This is a genomic window from Arthrobacter sp. 24S4-2, assembly GCF_005280255.1.
Lineage (GTDB): Bacteria > Actinomycetota > Actinomycetes > Actinomycetales > Micrococcaceae > Arthrobacter.
The window spans coordinates 978218-993925 of record NZ_CP040018.1; the positions used below are offsets into that span (position 1 = coordinate 978218).

General features: G+C 65.6%; 15 protein-coding genes. 12 read left to right on the plus strand and 3 right to left on the minus strand.

Translation table 11 applies throughout. The features are described from left to right. The first annotated feature begins 308 nt into the window (after nt 1-308). The 7 genes from FCN77_RS04630 (at nt 309) to FCN77_RS04660 (ending at nt 7969) form a co-directional block, all read left to right on the plus strand. Nucleotides 309-1304, plus strand: a complete 996-nt coding sequence (locus FCN77_RS04630) for a substrate-binding domain-containing protein (protein ID WP_175417133.1) — start codon at nt 309-311, stop codon at nt 1302-1304. 72 nt (nt 1305-1376) lie between these two features. Beyond that, complete coding sequence (locus FCN77_RS04635) at nt 1377-2426, plus strand: ABC transporter permease (protein WP_137321317.1); 1050 nt, start codon at nt 1377-1379, stop codon at nt 2424-2426. A 13-nt stretch (nt 2427-2439) separates the two neighbouring features. Further along, a complete protein-coding gene (locus tag FCN77_RS04640; RefSeq protein ID WP_137321318.1) occupies nt 2440-3357 on the plus strand; it encodes an ATP-binding cassette domain-containing protein in 918 nt (305 codons plus the stop codon). 112 nt (nt 3358-3469) lie between these two features. Further along, entirely contained in the window at nt 3470-4585 is a 1116-nt protein-coding gene (locus tag FCN77_RS04645; RefSeq protein ID WP_137321319.1) for a Gfo/Idh/MocA family oxidoreductase, read from the plus strand. Then, entirely contained in the window at nt 4585-5370 is a 786-nt protein-coding gene (locus FCN77_RS04650; RefSeq protein ID WP_137321320.1) for a TIM barrel protein, read from the plus strand. The genes FCN77_RS04645 and FCN77_RS04650 overlap by 1 nt, the downstream gene beginning before the upstream one ends. Beyond that, on the plus strand, nt 5367-6401 hold the full coding sequence (locus FCN77_RS04655) for a Gfo/Idh/MocA family oxidoreductase (RefSeq protein ID WP_137321321.1): 1035 nt from the start codon (nt 5367-5369) through the stop codon (nt 6399-6401). The genes FCN77_RS04650 and FCN77_RS04655 overlap by 4 nt, the downstream gene beginning before the upstream one ends. Nucleotides 6402-6508: 107 nt before the next feature. Beyond that, complete coding sequence (locus FCN77_RS04660) at nt 6509-7969, plus strand: HNH endonuclease signature motif containing protein (RefSeq protein WP_137321322.1); 1461 nt, start codon at nt 6509-6511, stop codon at nt 7967-7969. A gap of 98 nt (nt 7970-8067) precedes the next feature. Here FCN77_RS04660 and iolB read toward each other — a convergent pair whose 3' ends face one another. The 3 genes from iolB to FCN77_RS04675 form a co-directional block, all read right to left on the minus strand. Next, the gene (gene iolB, locus FCN77_RS04665) at nt 8068-8961 is read right to left on the minus strand and encodes a 5-deoxy-glucuronate isomerase (RefSeq protein ID WP_137321323.1); all 894 of its coding nucleotides are present in this window, start codon (nt 8959-8961) and stop codon (nt 8068-8070) included. 48 nt (nt 8962-9009) lie between these two features. Beyond that, nucleotides 9010-9750 carry a GntR family transcriptional regulator gene (locus FCN77_RS04670; protein ID WP_137321324.1) on the minus strand — a complete coding sequence of 247 codons (741 nt, stop codon included), beginning with the start codon at nt 9748-9750 and terminating at the stop codon, nt 9010-9012. Nucleotides 9751-9942: 192 nt separating this feature from the next. Continuing rightward, on the minus strand, nt 9943-10734 hold the full coding sequence (locus tag FCN77_RS04675) for a gamma-glutamyl-gamma-aminobutyrate hydrolase family protein (RefSeq protein WP_137321325.1): 792 nt from the start codon (nt 10732-10734) through the stop codon (nt 9943-9945). A 40-nt stretch (nt 10735-10774) separates the two neighbouring features. Between FCN77_RS04675 and FCN77_RS04680 the strand changes: the two genes are divergently transcribed. From FCN77_RS04680 to FCN77_RS04700, 5 genes are all read left to right on the plus strand, one after another. Next, nucleotides 10775-11263, plus strand: a complete 489-nt coding sequence (locus FCN77_RS04680; RefSeq protein ID WP_137321326.1) for a polyketide cyclase / dehydrase and lipid transport — start codon at nt 10775-10777, stop codon at nt 11261-11263. A gap of 48 nt (nt 11264-11311) precedes the next feature. Beyond that, nucleotides 11312-12019, plus strand: a complete 708-nt coding sequence (locus FCN77_RS04685; protein WP_137321327.1) for a FadR/GntR family transcriptional regulator — start codon at nt 11312-11314, stop codon at nt 12017-12019. A gap of 240 nt (nt 12020-12259) precedes the next feature. Next, entirely contained in the window at nt 12260-13630 is a 1371-nt protein-coding gene (locus tag FCN77_RS04690; protein WP_137324641.1) for an MFS transporter, read from the plus strand. A gap of 27 nt (nt 13631-13657) precedes the next feature. Continuing rightward, nucleotides 13658-14431: an SDR family NAD(P)-dependent oxidoreductase gene (locus FCN77_RS04695; protein ID WP_137321328.1), complete on the plus strand. Its 774-nt coding sequence runs from the start codon at nt 13658-13660 to the stop codon at nt 14429-14431. A gap of 127 nt (nt 14432-14558) precedes the next feature. Then, entirely contained in the window at nt 14559-15692 is a 1134-nt protein-coding gene (locus tag FCN77_RS04700) for an LOG family protein (RefSeq protein ID WP_137321329.1), read from the plus strand. Nucleotides 15693-15708: the final 16 nt, after the last annotated feature.

The following is a 15708-nucleotide window of genomic DNA, read 5'->3' on the forward strand; positions in this document are numbered from 1 at the left end:
GACGAGGAACTTGCTGCGGTGGACGCGCTTGATGCGGGACGGGCGAACCGGCCCGCATCCGGCCGGCTTCCACGGCCAGGCAGGGGCGGGTCCGGCCCTTTGGAGGCCCCCCAATGAGCACCGGGGATGAAGGCATCGGCCGTCATCCCCGGTGCTTTTCCATGTCATTCAAGGCCGATTCAGGTTAAAACATCCTAATGTCAGGACAAACTATTGACATTGGTAAGGCGAATCACCATGATCGAGATAGACAGTGCTCCGGTGGCTGCAGAGTGGCAGCCCGGAACCTGCGATCAAAGGAGATTAAGGTGGCTAGTTTTTCTTGGCGCAAGGCGGCTCTGGTAGCGGTGGTGGTGCCGATGATGGCGCTGAGCGCATGTTCAAGTACCGGAGGTAAGCCGGCCGACTCAGGCAACGCGGCTGGCGGAGGACAGGCCGCTTCGACGCCCCGGATCAAGATTGCCCTCATCACCCACGCAGCGGCCGGTGACACGTTCTGGGACATTGTCCGCAAGGGTGCCGAAGAAGCGGCCGCGAAGGACAACGTGGAACTGCTCTATACATCGGACCCTGAAGGCGGCCGCCAGGCCCAGCTCATCCAACAGGCGGTGGACCAGAAAGTGGACGGCATTGCCGTGACCCTGGCGAAGCCGGATGCGCTCAAGGACGCCCTGAAAAAAGCAACCGCCGCCGGCATTCCCGTGGTCAGCCTCAACGCCGGCGAAGACGTTTCCAAGCAGCTCGGTGCCTTCACGCACTTCGGCTCGAATGAAAAGCTTGCCGGGCAGGCTGTCGGCGAAAAGCTGGCCTCGCTGAACTATAAGCACCCGATCTGCATCATCCAGGAGCAGGGCCACGTTGGCCTTGAAGCACGGTGCGCGGGCGTCAAGGCCAAGGTTGCCGGCACTGAGATCCTGTACGTGAATGGAAAGGACATGACGGAAGTCTCCTCTACCATCACGGCCAAGCTGCAGGCCACCAAGGACGCCGACGCCGTCATCGGCCTGGGCGCCCCCATCACCCTGACGGCGCTGAAGTCCATCGCCGACTCCGGCAGCTCAGCCAAAGCCGCGTCGTTCGACATGAATGCCGAACTGGCCCAGAAGATCGTGGACGGTGCCATCCTATTCACCGTGGACCAGCAGCCATGGCTCCAGGGCTATGAGTCAGTCGACGCCCTCTGGCAGTCCAAGCGGGGCGGCTTCGAGCTGGGCGGCGGCCAGCCGGTCCTGACCGGACCCACCATTGTGGACAAGGAGTCCGCCGCCAATGTCCTCAAATTCGCCCAGCAGGGCGTCCGCTAAGTCGCAGGTATCCCCGGCTGCGGGAGGACCGGTCCCCGGTGTTCCCGCAGCCGGACCAACAAGGAGTTTTCCATGACACAGACGTTAGCCAAGCCGGCACCGCTGGCCGCGGATGAGCGGGTTGGTCGCCGCAGTCCGTTCCAAAAGCTGCTGGGCCGCCCGGAAGTCGGTGCCCTGGTGGGTGCCATTGTCCTGTTCGTTTTCTTCTCAGTCGTTTCCTCCACCTTTATCCAGCCGACCTCGTTCGCCACCGTGCTTTACGGGTCCTCCACCATCGGGATCATGGCTGTAGGTGTGTCCCTGCTCATGATCGGTGGCGAGTTCGACCTCTCCACCGGTGTTGCGGTCATCAGCTCGGCACTCACTGCGTCCATGTTTGCCTGGTATTTCTCGCTGAATGTCTGGGTCGGCGTTGCCCTGGCACTCGTTGTCTCGCTGGGCATCGGGTTCATCAATGGCTGGATCCTGGTGAAGACCAAGCTGCCGAGCTTTATCGTCACCCTGGCCACGTTCCTCATGCTGACCGGCCTGAACCTCGCGCTGACCCGCATGATCTCCAACGGCGTGTCCTCGCCGTCAATCGCCCAGATGGACGGCTTTGCCTCAGCCCGCGCCATCTTCGCCTCCTCAGTGAGCATTGCCGGCGTCGAAGTCAAGATCACCATCTTCTTCTGGATCGTCCTGGTGGCCGTCGCCTCCTGGGTGCTGCTGCGCACGAAAGTGGGCAACTGGATCTTCGCCTCAGGCGGCGACGCGAACGCTGCCCGGGCTGTGGGCGTTCCTGTCACCAAGACCAAGATCGGCCTGTTCATGGCGGTTGGTTTCTGCGGCTGGGTGCTTGGTATGCACAACCTCTTCGCCTTCGACTCCGTGCAGTCCGGCGAGGGAGTGGGCAACGAGTTCCTTTACATCATTGCCGCGGTGATCGGCGGCTGCCTGCTCACCGGCGGCTACGGCTCGGCCGTGGGCGGCGCGATCGGCGCCTTCATCTTCGGCATGGCGAACAAGGGCATCGTCTACGCGCAGTGGAACCCGGACTGGTTCAAGTTCTTCCTGGGCCTGATGCTGCTGCTGGCCACCATCGTCAACCTGATCGTCAAGCGCCGAGCAGAGCTCAAGTAAAGGGGCCGGAGACATGAATGCCAAAGAGATCGACCAGAAGACCCTGCTCCAGAATGAAACGGATCCGCTGACCCACACGCCCGTGCACCTGCTCTCGCTGGACAAGATCGGGAAGAACTACGGCAACATCCTCGCGCTCAGCGATGTGACCATGGCCGTGGACAACGGACGGGTCACCTGCGTCCTGGGCGACAACGGCGCCGGAAAGTCCACCCTGATCAAAATCATCGCCGGCCTGCACCAGCACGATCACGGTGTCCTGAAGATCATGGGGGAGGAACGGAAATTCGGTTCACCCCGCGATGCACTCGACGTGGGCATCGCCACGGTATACCAGGACCTGGCCGTTGTCCCGCTGATGCCGATCTGGCGGAACTTCTTCCTGGGCTCGGAGCTGACTTCCGGCTTCGGCCCATTCAAGAGCCTTGATGTGCAGAAGATGAAGGACATCACCAAGACGGAACTCGCCGCGATGGGGATCGACCTCCGCGACGTGGAGCAGCCCATCGGCCAGCTCTCCGGCGGTGAACGCCAGTGTGTGGCGATCGCCCGTGCGGTGTATTTCGGTGCGAAGGTCCTGATCCTGGACGAGCCCACGGCGGCCCTGGGCGTGAAGCAGTCCGGTGTGGTGCTGCGCTACATCCTGCAGGCCCGCGACCGCGGTCTGGGGGTCATCTTCATCACGCACAACCCGCACCACGCCTTCCCCGTGGGCGACCGGTTCCTGCTGCTCAAGCGCGGCAAGTCGATCGGCTACTACGAGAAGAAGGACATCACCATCGACGAACTCACCGCCCAGATGGCCGGCGGCGCGGAACTCGCCGAACTTGCCCACGAACTCGAACAGCTCGGCGGCCACGGCGACGTCGTTAAAGAAGTCCAAGGCGAAGTGGCCGAGGTGTCACAGACCACGGGCAAGGCGTACACGTAGCAGCTGCGGCGGGACGGGGCCGGGCCGTTTGCCCAGCCCCGTTCAGCCGTGCCGCAGCCAGGTCCCTGCGGGGGCCGGTCAGCAGCTTTGACTCATTGAAAGGACCAGCCCATTGGCTTACATCACCCAAAACCCCACCGGAGTCCCGGCTCCCGTGCGGATCGGACTCATCGGCTCCGGCTGGATGGGGGCGTTCCACGCTGAAAGCATCGCCCGCCGCGTCCCGGGGGCCGTCCTCGCGGCCATCGCCGATCCCAACGTTGAATCCGCGGAGGCATTGGCGCGGTCCTTGGGCACGGCCAAGGTTACGGCCAACGCCGAAGATATCCTGGCTGACCCGGAGATCGACGCCGTGGTCATCGCGAGCCCGGCGCGCTTTCATTCATCCCTCATCGCCCAGGCCGCCGCATCCGGGAAACACGTGTTCTGCGAGAAGCCCGCCGGACAGGGGCTCGATGAGCTCGATGCCGCCATGGCCGCGGTGGAGGCGGCCGGTGTGCACTTCCAGATCGGCTTCAACCGCCGGTATGCCGAAGATTTCCAGGCTGCCAAGAAAGACCTGGCGGCTGGCATAGCCGGGACACCGCAGCTCCTGCGTTCGCTCACCAGGGACCCCGGCAATGGCAGCATCCCGAACGCCGCCAGGGTCCCCGCATGGACCATCTTCCTGGAGACGCTCATCCACGATTTCGATACCCTCAACTGGTTCAACGAAGGCGCCGAACCCGTGGAGGTCTACGCCGTTGCGGATGCCCTTGTGGAGCCCGGCCTGCGTGACCAGGGCTTCCTGGACACTGCAGTGGTGACCATCCGATACAGCAACGGGGCCATTGCCGTGGCGGAGGCGAACTTCAGCTCACTCTACGGTTACGACATCCGCGGTGAGGTCTTCGGTTCCAAGGGAATGGTGCAGGCCGGCCGGGCCACGGAAACAGCCGCCCGCCGCTATACCGCGGACGGGCTGTCAGCCGAGACTCCCAGGCTCAACGTTGAACTTTTCCGGCAGGCCTACACGGACGAACTCGCCGACTTCGCCGATGCGGTGCGCGCACAGCGTGACGGCGTGCCGCCGTCGTCGGCCGGTTTCACCCTTACACCGGGAGCCGCAGATGCCAGGCGGGCGCTGGCCACAGCGCTTGCCTGCATCGAGTCGGTTAAGCAAGGCGCACCGGTGGCCGTGCCCGGGCTGGCGGCATCCGCCGGACGCGGCGACAGGGCAGGAGCCTGATGCGGCTGGCTGTTTGTGCGGAAATGGTCTTCACGGACCTGCCGTTCGCTGAACGGGTGCGCAGGATCCATGAGTCCGGGTTCGACGTCGAGCTGTGGGACTCGCGCAGCAAGGATATCCGCGCGCTCAAGGCTACCGGGGCAGTATTCTCGTCCATGACGGGGTACACTGCCGGCAGCCTCGTGGACCCCGACACTGCCGACGACCTTGTCCGGACGGCCGAGGCGCTGATCCCCACGGCACTGGACCTCGGCGTGAGCCGGCTGGTGGTGCATCCTGCCGAACTCATCGACGGCCATGCCGCCCGTCCCGTCTACCGGTCGAGCGGGCGGATGTGGAGCACCGGGGCCCGGACCCTGGAACGCCTCGGCAGGCTGGGCGAAAAGTACGGCGTGACGTTCTGCCTGGAGAACCTCAACACCATCCTCGACCATCCCGGCATTCCGCTGGCACGCGCGAAGGACACGCTGGCGCTGGTGGAGGCCGCCGGGCACCCCAACGCCAAGATGATGCTGGATCTGTATCATGCGCAGCTGGGGGAGGGTAACCTCATTGAGCTGGTGCGGACGGCACTGCCCTACATCGGCGAGATCCAGGTTGCGGACGTCCCGGGCCGCTGCGAACCCGGAACCGGGGAGATCAACTACGCGGCCGTCGCAAGGGCGCTCGCGGACGCAGGCTACGGCGGGACGGTGGGCATGGAAGCCTGGGCGAAGGGCGACAGCGAAGCGGCACTGGATGCTTTCCGGACCGCATTCACGGTTTATGCAGAGGAGAAATCATGAGGGACGTGGTCCTTGGCCTGGTTGGGGTGGGGCGGATCGGCGTTATGCACGCCAACAACATCGCCGCGTTGAACGGGGTCCTGAACCCGGAGGGCATCAACGTCCGCCTCCGGCTCACTGACGTGGCCGCAGACCACGCCCGGTCCGTCGCGGCCGGACTTGGCGCCGAGTTCCTGCCCTCCGTGCAGGCCCTGATCGCGTCCGGGATCGACGGCCTGGTGGTCGCGACGGGAACCGGAACCCACCCCGAACTGATCAAGGCAGGGGTCGACGCCGGGATCCCGGTCTTCTGCGAAAAGCCCGTGGCCATGAATGTGGCGGACGCCCTGCCCGTTCTGGACTACATCCGGAACAGGCAGGGCGTTGTGCAGATCGGCCACCAGCGCCGCTTCGATGCCGGCTACCTGGAAGCCCGGCGGGCCTATCAGGCGGGGGAGCTGGGCTGGATCCATTCTCTGCGGGCCGTCACCTGCGATATGACGCCTCCGCCCGTGGAGTTCCTGGCCAGCTCCGGCGGACTCTTCCGGGACTGCTCCGTCCATGATTTCGACATTCTTCGCTGGCTGACCGGCCGCGAAATCGTCGAGGTCTATGCCAAAGGCTCCAACAACGGCGACCCCGCCATCGGCGAGGTTGGGGACGTGGACACGGCCCTTGCGCTGGTGACGTTCGACGACGGGACCGTCGGTACCGTCTCCGCCACCCGTTACAACGGGGCCGGCCACGACGTCCGCCTGGAAATCCAGGGGTCGCGCAGCTCGCTGATGGTGGGCCTGGACGACAAAACGGCAATGGCCTCGGCCGAAGCCGGCGTAGGCTTCCCCTCGGGCGAGCCCCACAAGACTTTTGCGGAACGGTTCGACCAGGCCTACCGCTCCGAGATGGAAGCCTTCGTGGAGCTGATCCTGGGCCGTCGCGAAAACCCCTGCACGCCGGAAGACGCCGTGGCCGCGTCCCGGGTGGCCGACGCCGCCCAGGACTCGCTGGCGACGGGGGTTCCGGTCCGCGTGGCCCAGAAGGTGGCCCGGTAACCTTATCCACCCATTGCTGATGCCACTCTCCGCGTGCGGTGAGGGGCCTCAGCCGTCTTCGCAACGTCGTGGCCTTAAATGTCAGAGCCCGGCGTCATGCTGTAGGTATGGAAAGCAACGCAGCTCCCGACCGCTTGGCGGTACCGGACGCCGTGGTTCGGGAGGTTCCGGACTGGCTTGAAGCGATCGCCGCGTCCGTTGCTGTTCTTGCGCGGCTTTGCGCTTCCGCCGAGTCCGCGGATGGTCCCGATGCCAACCTTCTGCAGCTCGCGGCCGATACATCTCTTCAGGCCCTCGAGGAAGTCGCGCGTCTGGAAGGACGGACTGCCGAATTCAAGGTCCGGATGGCCTCGGTTTATACGGAAGCCTCGCGGTGCATCGCATCCCCAGCAGTGAGCCGGGGCGACGAGGCTGCCTTGGAAATGGGGGTGGTCGCGGAAGTTGCCTGCGCTCTGACTGTCAGCGAAGGAACCGCAGCAGCTTTTCTGGCGGAGTCCCGCACGCTGACCACCACCTTGCCGCTGACGCTTGCTGCGTTGCGGGCGGGGACACTGTCCTGGCAGCACGCGCGGATCATGTGCGACGAAACAGCCAGTTTGGAGCCCGCCGCCGCGGCGGGCCTGGAGGCGCATTTTCTGGACCCGGAGGCTCCCCAGGCTGCGCGGGGCTGCCCGGCCGGGGAGTTGGTGCCGGGCAGGTTCCGGGCCAAGGCGCGCAGCTGGCGCGAGCGCCATCATCCTGTCAGTATCGAAATTCGCCACCGCAAGAGCGCTCGGGAGCGGCGCTTGGAATACACCCCTGATCGGGATGGCATGGCGTGGCTGTCGGCGTATTTGCCGGCGGATGCGGCGGCGGGTGTCTGGTCGCGTGCCACGGAGGCGGCACGTGCTCTGCAGGGTCCGTCGGAGTCCCGGACTCTGACGCAGCTTCGTGCGGACGTCGCGGCCGCCTGGCTGCTCGAAGGCGTCGCGGAAGGAACCCCGTCGCCCACAGCGCAGGTCCTCGTGACTGTTCCGGTGCTGTCGCTGTTGGGCTCCGGGACGGAACCGGCTGAACTGGATAGCTACGGACCCATTCCTGCGTCCATGGCGCGAAGGCTTGTCGGGGAGGGAGCGGGGTCGTTCCTGCGGGTGCTGACTGATCCGCGTGACGGGGCACCGCTGGAGATCGGACGCACCAGCTACCGGGTTCCGAAGTCGATGCGTCAATGGTTGCGGCTGCGGGATGGCCGGTGTCCTTTTCCGGGGTGCAACAACCAGTCCCTGGATAACGAGGCTGATCACCTGTTGGCCTGGTCTGAGGGAGGCGGCACAGGGATCACGAACCTTGGCCAGCCATGCCGCAGGCACCATCGCCTCAAACACAGCACACGCTGGAAACCGGTTGACGCCACCCTTGATAAACCGCCCGGGTGGATCTCGCCCTCAGGACGCTACTACCGCAGCGAACAACAGGACTGGGCACCACCCGACTGGGAACCAACACAGTGGCCGGACGATCCCCAAGGCCTTGACTCACAACCGCCGGATGGCGCGTTGCCGGACAGGGCGATAGTCCCGGCTGCCTAGAGTTGCGCGCGAACTGGGCGGCGCTCTGAAACTCCGCGAGAACTGCGGCCCGGGGTGTGCCCGGCGCTCCGCGACGCCCGCAGCCAGCGTGAACGCAACTACGCGGTGAACGGCAGCCGCGGGTCCACGTCCTGGCCCTCCCAGGTCTGGCGGATCCAGCCGTGGTGCGGGTCGTCGCTGATGAGCCAGTCGCGGACACGGCCGGGACCGGCCATGACGTTCAGGTAATACAGGTCGTAACCCGGCGCGGCCATTGCGGGTCCGTGCCAGCCGTAGGGCACCAGGACTACGTCGCCGGTGCGGACCTCGGCCCCGACATCGATCGGTCGCTCGTCCGAGGCGTAGACCCGGGCGTAGCCGACCGCGTCCGCGTCCTGCGGAGAGCCCGAATCCGGAGCAACCCGGGTCTCGAAGTAGTAGATCTCCTCGAGGCTGGTTTCGCCGTCTTTTTCTTCGTCATGCTTGTGCGGGGGATAGGAGGACCAGTTGCCGGCCGGGGTTATGACTTCGCAGACGATGAAGCGGTCTGCCTCGAGCGCGGCCGGGGTGCCGAAATTGTGCACCTGCCGGGAGCAATTGCCGGCCCCGCGGAGCTCCACGGGGGTTTCGGCTGCGGTCACAAGCCGCGTCGGGTACGACGCCTTGGCGGGAGCCGTGGCAACGGCCACCCTGCCGCCGTCGGCCGAGCTGATGGTGACTGATTTCCCGATGCCCGTGTAGAGCACATCGCTGGGGCCGCTGAACACGCTGGCCCTGCCGGCCAGCGTGAAGTCCTGGCCGTCGACGGCGGCAGTAAAGGATCCGCTGAGCGGAACCACAATGCGTTCCTCGCCGGCAGCAGGAAGTCCGACGGCGGCACCGGCCGCCAGCGTCGCGACCTTGAGTCCCGTATGGGCCCAGCCGTCCACGTGCAGTGCCGAGTCCGACGTTCCCAGCGAGATGTCCCAGCCGCCGTCAGCGGCGGAACCCAGCGGATATACCCAGTTGGCCATAGATATTGCTCTTTCGTTTTAGGGCGTGCTGCGGGCAGGCGCAGGCGCCTAGCGCTGGACGAGCGTCATTTCGAAGCTGTAGGAGTCGCCGCGGTAGACGTGGTGGCCGGTTTCCACCATGCGGCCCGTGTCGTCCACGGCCGTGCGTTCCATGGTCACCAGCGCAGACCCGGGCTCCGTCTCCAGCAGCGGCGCCTGGTAGTCGTTGGCCACCATGGCCCCGATGCGCTGCGAGGCCAGCCGGAAGTTCACGCCGCCGTTGCGCAGGATCGCGTACAGGCCCTGGGCGCCCAGCTGGGCTTCATCGATGGGAGTGATGTCGTCCCGGACCCAGTTTTCCATCAGGGCCAGCGGCTTGCCGCCCACCTTGCGCAGCCTGGTGAAGTGGTAGACCTTGGCGCCGGCGGGAAGCTGGAGGGCCTCACGCGTGGGGGCGTCGGCCTCGATATGGGAGAAGCTGAGCACATCGGTGGTCGGCTTGCTCCCGTTGTTGGTGAGGTCATCGTAGAGGCTGGAGAGCTCCAGCGGCCTCCGGACCTGGCTGGAAACAACCTGCGTTCCCACCCCGCGCTTGCGTACCAGGAGTCCGGAACGCACCAGCTCATCCATGGCCTTGCGCATGGTGGGCCGGGACAGGTTGAGCTGCGCCGCCAGGTCGATCTCGTTGTCCAGCCGGCTGCCCTGCGGGAGCAGGCCGGTGTGGATGGCGGACTCGATGCCCTGGACTACCTGGTGGTAGAGGGGCACCGGTGAAGAGCGGTCGATGCTGAGATTAAGTTGATTCGCCACTGAGCGCTCCCTTGTGCTCCGCGCATGCCCGTGGCTCCGGTTCATCCGCGTATGTCAGGCATATGTTCGCTTGATAGGACATACTGCCTTTTTGACGATAATAGCAGGCTGATTTGGGCCCGCCAAGGATAAGCCGTGCCCATTTGCCCGTTGCGGGCAGGGTCCGGGCACGGTCCGGCAGTCCGGCAAGGCCTAAGGTCTGTTGCGGCAAACCTCCACGAATGCCCGGAAGGGAGCCAGTCGTCCCTCGGCGGGCAGCTCACGGGCCTCAGGGTGCCACTGGACCGATGCGGCCCAGCGCAGCGGATCCTCCAGGGCTTCAACTGTGCCGTCTGCGGCCTGCGCCGTGACAACAAGCCCCGAGGCAACCCGGGCTATGGCTTGGTGATGGCCGGAGGCGATCTTCAAGGTCACGCCCGCCGGCGTTCCTTCCTGGCCATAGAGGCCGGCCACCCTGGAGCCCGGGACAACATCAACATCGTGCCAGGCCCAGGGACCGCTCCTGCCTGGCTCCGCCCCGGCTGCCGGAGCAGGCTCGTGGTGCGTCACCGCGCCGGCGGGCATGTCCTGGACCAGGGTTCCACCGTAAAGGACGTTCAGCAGCTGGTGTCCGCGGCAGATCCCCAGCATCGGCAACCCTGCATCAAGGGTGGTGCGGGCAACGGCCAGGTCCAGGCCGTCCTGCGCCGGGTTCACGTCATAGCACTCCTGGCCCTGCTCTTCGCCGTAGAGCCCCGGGTCCAGGTCGCCTCCGCCGGGAAGTATGACGCCGTCCAGCCCCATGAGCGTTTCGGCCAGCCGCCCGTCGCCGGGTTCGGCGGTGAGGAAGACCGGCTCCCCGCCGCCGTCGCGAACCAGGTCCACAATGAAGTCGAACAGTTCGTTGGCCTCCCCGACCCGCGGATCGGGGTCCAGCGAGCTGCTGAGGCGGACCGGGATTCCAATCCGGGGGCGGCCGTGTGAGCGCGGGGGCGAAGTGTGCATGACCCATTCTGCAACAGCTCGAAACGGTTACGCTTGCCGGATGAACAACAGATACCTCGTGTCCCGCCAGCGCTTCATTGCAGCCGCTCCGGAGGTGATTTTCGAGGTGCTGGCGTCGCCCGCCCTCCATAGTGAGATCGACGGTTCGGGCACGGTGAAGGCGGCCCAGCCTCGCGGGCCGCAGCGGCTGGCTCCCGGAGCGAAGTTCGGCATGGAGATGAACGTGCTGGTCGACTACAAAATCCTCAACACGGTGTGTGAGTTCGAGGAAGGCAGACGCATCGCCTGGCGGCATTTCTACGGCCACGTGTGGCGCTACGTGCTGGAGCCGTCCACCGACGCCGCGGGCATTCCGGGAACCCTCGTAACCGAGCAGTGGGACGCCCGGCAGGTGCGCGGGAAGGTCTTCCTCCGCCTGGCCGGCTACCTTCGCCGCCACCCGGCAAACCTGGAGGCCACCCTGGCGAAGCTGGACAAGTATGTTTCCGGCTCGGGCCATGATGCTGGTCCGGGCCGCGTTCGACAGTAATGTGGAAGGCGCCCGGAACAAAGGGCAACACCGAACGTAGGAGCCAGGATGGGCCGCAGGACACTCGTTGACGACCTCGTCGACGGCCTGCTCGATGACATCCTCGAAGGCAAGCTGAAGCCGCACGATGCCATCCCGCCCGAAGCTGACATCGCCAAGGACTACGAGGTCAGCAGGCTCACCGTCCGCGAGGCACTCAAGGCCTTGCGCGCCCAGAATATCCTCTACGTCAAGGCCGGCCGCGGAACCTTCGTCAACCCCACGGACAGCTGGACGGGGCTGGACGCGATCTTCAAGGCGGCCTCGCATGGAAGCGGCGCAGACCGGGTTTCCGTGGGCCTGATCGAAATGCGGCGCATGGTGGAAACCGGGGCCGCCGCCCTGGCTGCCAAACGGTACACGCCCGAGCATGCCGAACAGATGCGCGAGTGCATCGCGGACATGAAACGATTCCACGCGTCCGGGGACCTGGACCGCTTCGTCCAGGCGGACATCGGGTTTCACGACGCTGTGCTGAAGGCGTCGGGCAACCCCTTTGTGCGCGCCCTGTTCGCCCAGCTCGGCCAGCTGCTTTACCTGACCCGGCGGGAAACGTCTGCCGTCCCCGAGATCCAGCGGCACGCCATTGAGTATCACCAGAGGGTGCTGGACGGCATCCTGAGCGGTGACGCCGAGCTGTCCCGGCGAGCCATGGACGAGCACATGGAGCAGACGTACCGCGACTACGAAGAGTACGTGCACCACCCCCACTCCTGACGCTGTACCGGCTCCGGGCGCCGCCAAGCCAAGCCCTGACGCCGCCCTACGGGCTGCCCGGGTGCCCCCATCCGCTCAAGGCTTGACGTAACCCAGATCACTCTTCTATGCTCTTTCTCATATTCTTTCGTCAGATGTCTGACATCAGACTCAACGTAGTAGTCGAACGACGGAACCCCCAATATTCCCCTCGGATCGCGCACCGACCGGGTGCCGCGTCCGTCAGATAGAAGGTCGATGATGACTTCACTCTCCATGCAGTCCGCAGGACTCGGCGAACTCGGCGAGCGTACGCTTCGCAAGGTCCGCCGCCGCGTAATGCCACTGATCGTCCTGCTGTACTTCGTTGCCTACCTGGACCGCAACAACGTAGGCTTCGCCAAACTCACCATGAGCGAGGACATCGGCCTCAGCGCCGCCGCCTATGGGCTGGGTGCCGGCATCTTCTTTCTCGGCTACGCCCTCCTCGAGGTGCCGAGCAACGCCGGAATGTACCGTTTCGGCGCCCGTAAATGGCTCGCCCGGATCCTCATCACGTGGGGCATCTTCGCCACCGCCATGTGCCTGGTCAACGGCGAAAGCACCTACTACATCGTCCGCTTCCTGCTGGGTGCGGCCGAGGCCGGGTTCTTTCCCGCAATCCTCTTCTACCTGACGCTGTGGTTCCCCGCCGCGCAGCGCGTCACCGTTTTGGGCATCTTCATCCTGGCCCAGCCCGTATCCAACGCCCTCGGCGCTCCGGTGTCCGGCCTGCTGCTGCAGCTGGACGGCGTCATGGGCCTGCAGGGCTGGCAGTGGCTGTATATCATCGAGGGCATTCCCGCGATCCTGCTCGGCCTGCTTACTCCGATCCTGATGACCGACCGCCCGCGGGACGCCAAATGGCTCAGCACGGACGAGCGTGAATGGCTCGCCACCACAATGGATGCCGAACTGGCGGCCAAGTCCAAATCAGGAAGCCACAACTTCCTGGCCGGACTGAAGGACAAGCGCACGCTCGTGTACTCCGCCCTCTACTTCGGCCTGGTCTGCGGCATTTACGGCCTCGGCCTGTGGATGCCCACCATCGTGGCCGCGCTTGGCAAGTTCTCCACCGCGGAGGTCGGCTTCATCGTCTTCGTTCCCTACGCCATCGCCGCGGTCTTCGTGTACTTCTGGAGCAAGCGGGCAGATCGGACAGGCAAGCGCGCCTGGCACACCGCCGTCAGCATGGTGCTGGCCGGAATGGGACTGCTGGCTGCCGGCTACCTTCTGCCGGTCAATCCCGTCCTGGCCCTGGTCGCCCTGACCGCATCGGCCATGGGCATCTACGGTGCAATTGCCCCGTTCCTTTCCATGCCTTCCGCCGCGCTCACCGGGGCAGCAGCTGCCTCCGGCCTCGCCCTGGTCAATTCCCTAGGCAACCTCGGCGGTTTCGTGGCACCGTACGCGGTGGGCCTGCTCAAGGACGCCACGGGCAACAACCAGAGCGGCCTCCTGTTCCTGTCCTTCTGCCTGTGCGTCACTGCCGTGGCCACCTACTTCTACGCACGGAAGCGCCCCGAAGGCGACGCCGCACTGGAACCGGCAGTTGCCGCCGCGGCCGCCGTGAACGCCACCAAAGCCTCCTGACCCCTAGCTACCGACGAAAGAAACGCCATGACTACCACCTCATTGCCCGCAGAACGCACCGTAGTACTGACCGGAGCGGCATCCGCCCGTGGCATTGGCCGTGCAGCCGCTGACCGGATGGCCAGCGAAGGCTGGTCCATCGCCATCCTGGACATCAACGCCGAGGACGCCAAAGCAGCAGCAGCCGAGATCGGCTCCAACCGCGCCGTGAAAGCCATCGGTGTGGGTGCCGACGTTTCCGACGCCGCCTCCGTGGACCGGGCCATTACCGAGATCGAAGAATCCCTGCCGCCCATCGTGGCCCTGGCAAACCTCGCCGGCATCAGCTCCCCGACCACGTTCATGGAGACCACCGTGGAGGAGTGGGACAAGGTATTCGCCATCAACATGCGCGGAACCTTCATCGTCTCCCAGCGGGTCCTCAAGGGAATGATTGAGCGCAAGCTCGGACGGATCGTCAGCATCTCGTCGATTTCCGCCCAGCGCGGCGGCGGCACCTACTCCAAGGTTGCCTACAGCGCATCGAAGGCCGGAATCATTGGCTTCACCCGGGCACTGGCCCGCGAAGTGGGCGAATTCGGCGTCACCGTGAATGCGATCGCGCCGGGCCCCATCGACACCGACATCATGGGCGGCACCCTGACGGAGGAGCGCAAGGCACAGATGTCCGAGGGCATCATGATGGGACGGGTTGGCACCCGCGAGGAAGTCGCAGCACTGATTTCCTTCCTGCTCGGCGCAGACTCCGGCTATATCACTGCGGCCACCTATGACATCAACGGCGGGCTCCAGGTCTCCTGAACCCCTGATCCGGAGCGTCTTAATCCTCAACAGCCTGAGCCGCAGCTGATAACTCCACACGCAGGTGCCCCCGGCGGAATTCCGCCGGGGGCACCTGCGTGTGATCACTGCCGACTAGGCTGGCAGCATGAACGCTCCCAGGAGCCTGACCCCGAGTCCCAGAACGCTGGAAGTTGAAAGCCTGGAGGGCTTTGACAGGTTAGTCAGCGCCGGCGTCCGCACCATGCACGGCTGGCACGCCCAGTCGCTGGACCTGCGTGGCCGCGCCGCCCCGCTGGAATCAATGGACGCGCAGGGCGCCGTATTCTTGGGCTGCACGTTCGACGGCGGCGTGGAGGAGTCGCTTCGCGGCCGGGGCGCGCTGATCTTCCCCAAGCTGGACGGCGTCCCCTTCAATCCTTACCGTAGCCAGCTCTACTCTCCCCAGGAGCTCTACGCCGGCCCGCCGGGCTCACCCTACGAGGACACCCTGGACGCCAGGGTGTACCAGTGGAGCATCCGGCCCGGCCAGCGGCACCGGCTGGACGCCACGCTTGCCGCAGCCCTGCATGACCATTCGATCGGCGACGCACTGGATGAACTGACCCGCTCCGGGGTCTGCCGCGGCCGTTCCATGGTGGGGGTGATGGGCGGCCATACCGCCAGGCGCGGAACGCCGGCCTTCCAGGAGGCCGCGGTGGCCGGGCGGCTCCTCGCCAGGAGCGGACGGGTGGTGGCCACCGGCGGCGGGCCCGGGGCCATGGAAGCCGCCAACATGGGTGCGTACCTCAGCGGGCTGCCGAACCCGGAGTTCCATTCGGCGCTCGCGGAACTGGCGGCCGTACCCGGGTTCCGCCCGTCAGTCTCAGCATGGGCACGGATGGCGGCCGCCGTCGTCGAGCGCCATCCGGACGGCACGCCGTCCCTGGGGATTCCCACCTGGTTCTACGGCCACGAGCCGCCCAACTACTTCGCCACCCACATCGCGAAATACTTCACCAACGCCATTCGGGAGGCGATCCTGTTGGAGCTGTGCGACGGCGGCGTGATCTTCCTGCCAGGGTCTGCAGGCACACTGCAGGAAATCTTCCAGGATGCCTGCGAAAACTACTACGGCGCGTCTCAGACCATCCGGCCCATGGTGCTAGTGGGCACGGAACACTGGCAGCGCCGCTACCCGGCATGGCCGCTGCTGCAGAGCCTGGTGGCAGGCCAGACCATGGCGGACCGGATCTTCCTGGTGGACACCGTCGAGGAGGCCCTTGAAGTGCTGGCTGCCTGACCGGCCGTGAACTTCC

What these genes read in the sequence shown, in the direction of transcription:
- FCN77_RS04655 (WP_137321321.1), top strand. Translation starts at nt 5,367, where the DNA reads ATGAGGGACGTGGTCCTTGGCCTGGTTGGGGTGGGGCGGATCGGCGTT.
- FCN77_RS04675 (WP_137321325.1), bottom strand. Translation starts at nt 10,734, where the DNA reads ATGCACACTTCGCCCCCGCGCTCACACGGCCGCCCCCGGATTGGAATC.
- FCN77_RS04695 (WP_137321328.1), top strand. Translation starts at nt 13,658, where the DNA reads ATGACTACCACCTCATTGCCCGCAGAACGCACCGTAGTACTGACCGGA.
- iolB (WP_137321323.1), bottom strand. Translation starts at nt 8,961, where the DNA reads ATGGCCAACTGGGTATATCCGCTGGGTTCCGCCGCTGACGGCGGCTGG.
- FCN77_RS04680 (WP_137321326.1), top strand. Translation starts at nt 10,775, where the DNA reads ATGAACAACAGATACCTCGTGTCCCGCCAGCGCTTCATTGCAGCCGCT.
- FCN77_RS04635 (WP_137321317.1), top strand. Translation starts at nt 1,377, where the DNA reads ATGACACAGACGTTAGCCAAGCCGGCACCGCTGGCCGCGGATGAGCGG.
- FCN77_RS04650 (WP_137321320.1), top strand. Translation starts at nt 4,585, where the DNA reads ATGCGGCTGGCTGTTTGTGCGGAAATGGTCTTCACGGACCTGCCGTTC.
- FCN77_RS04700 (WP_137321329.1), top strand. Translation starts at nt 14,559, where the DNA reads ATGAACGCTCCCAGGAGCCTGACCCCGAGTCCCAGAACGCTGGAAGTT.
- FCN77_RS04690 (WP_137324641.1), top strand. Translation starts at nt 12,260, where the DNA reads ATGACTTCACTCTCCATGCAGTCCGCAGGACTCGGCGAACTCGGCGAG.
- FCN77_RS04685 (WP_137321327.1), top strand. Translation starts at nt 11,312, where the DNA reads ATGGGCCGCAGGACACTCGTTGACGACCTCGTCGACGGCCTGCTCGAT.
- FCN77_RS04660 (WP_137321322.1), top strand. Translation starts at nt 6,509, where the DNA reads ATGGAAAGCAACGCAGCTCCCGACCGCTTGGCGGTACCGGACGCCGTG.
- FCN77_RS04640 (WP_137321318.1), top strand. Translation starts at nt 2,440, where the DNA reads ATGAATGCCAAAGAGATCGACCAGAAGACCCTGCTCCAGAATGAAACG.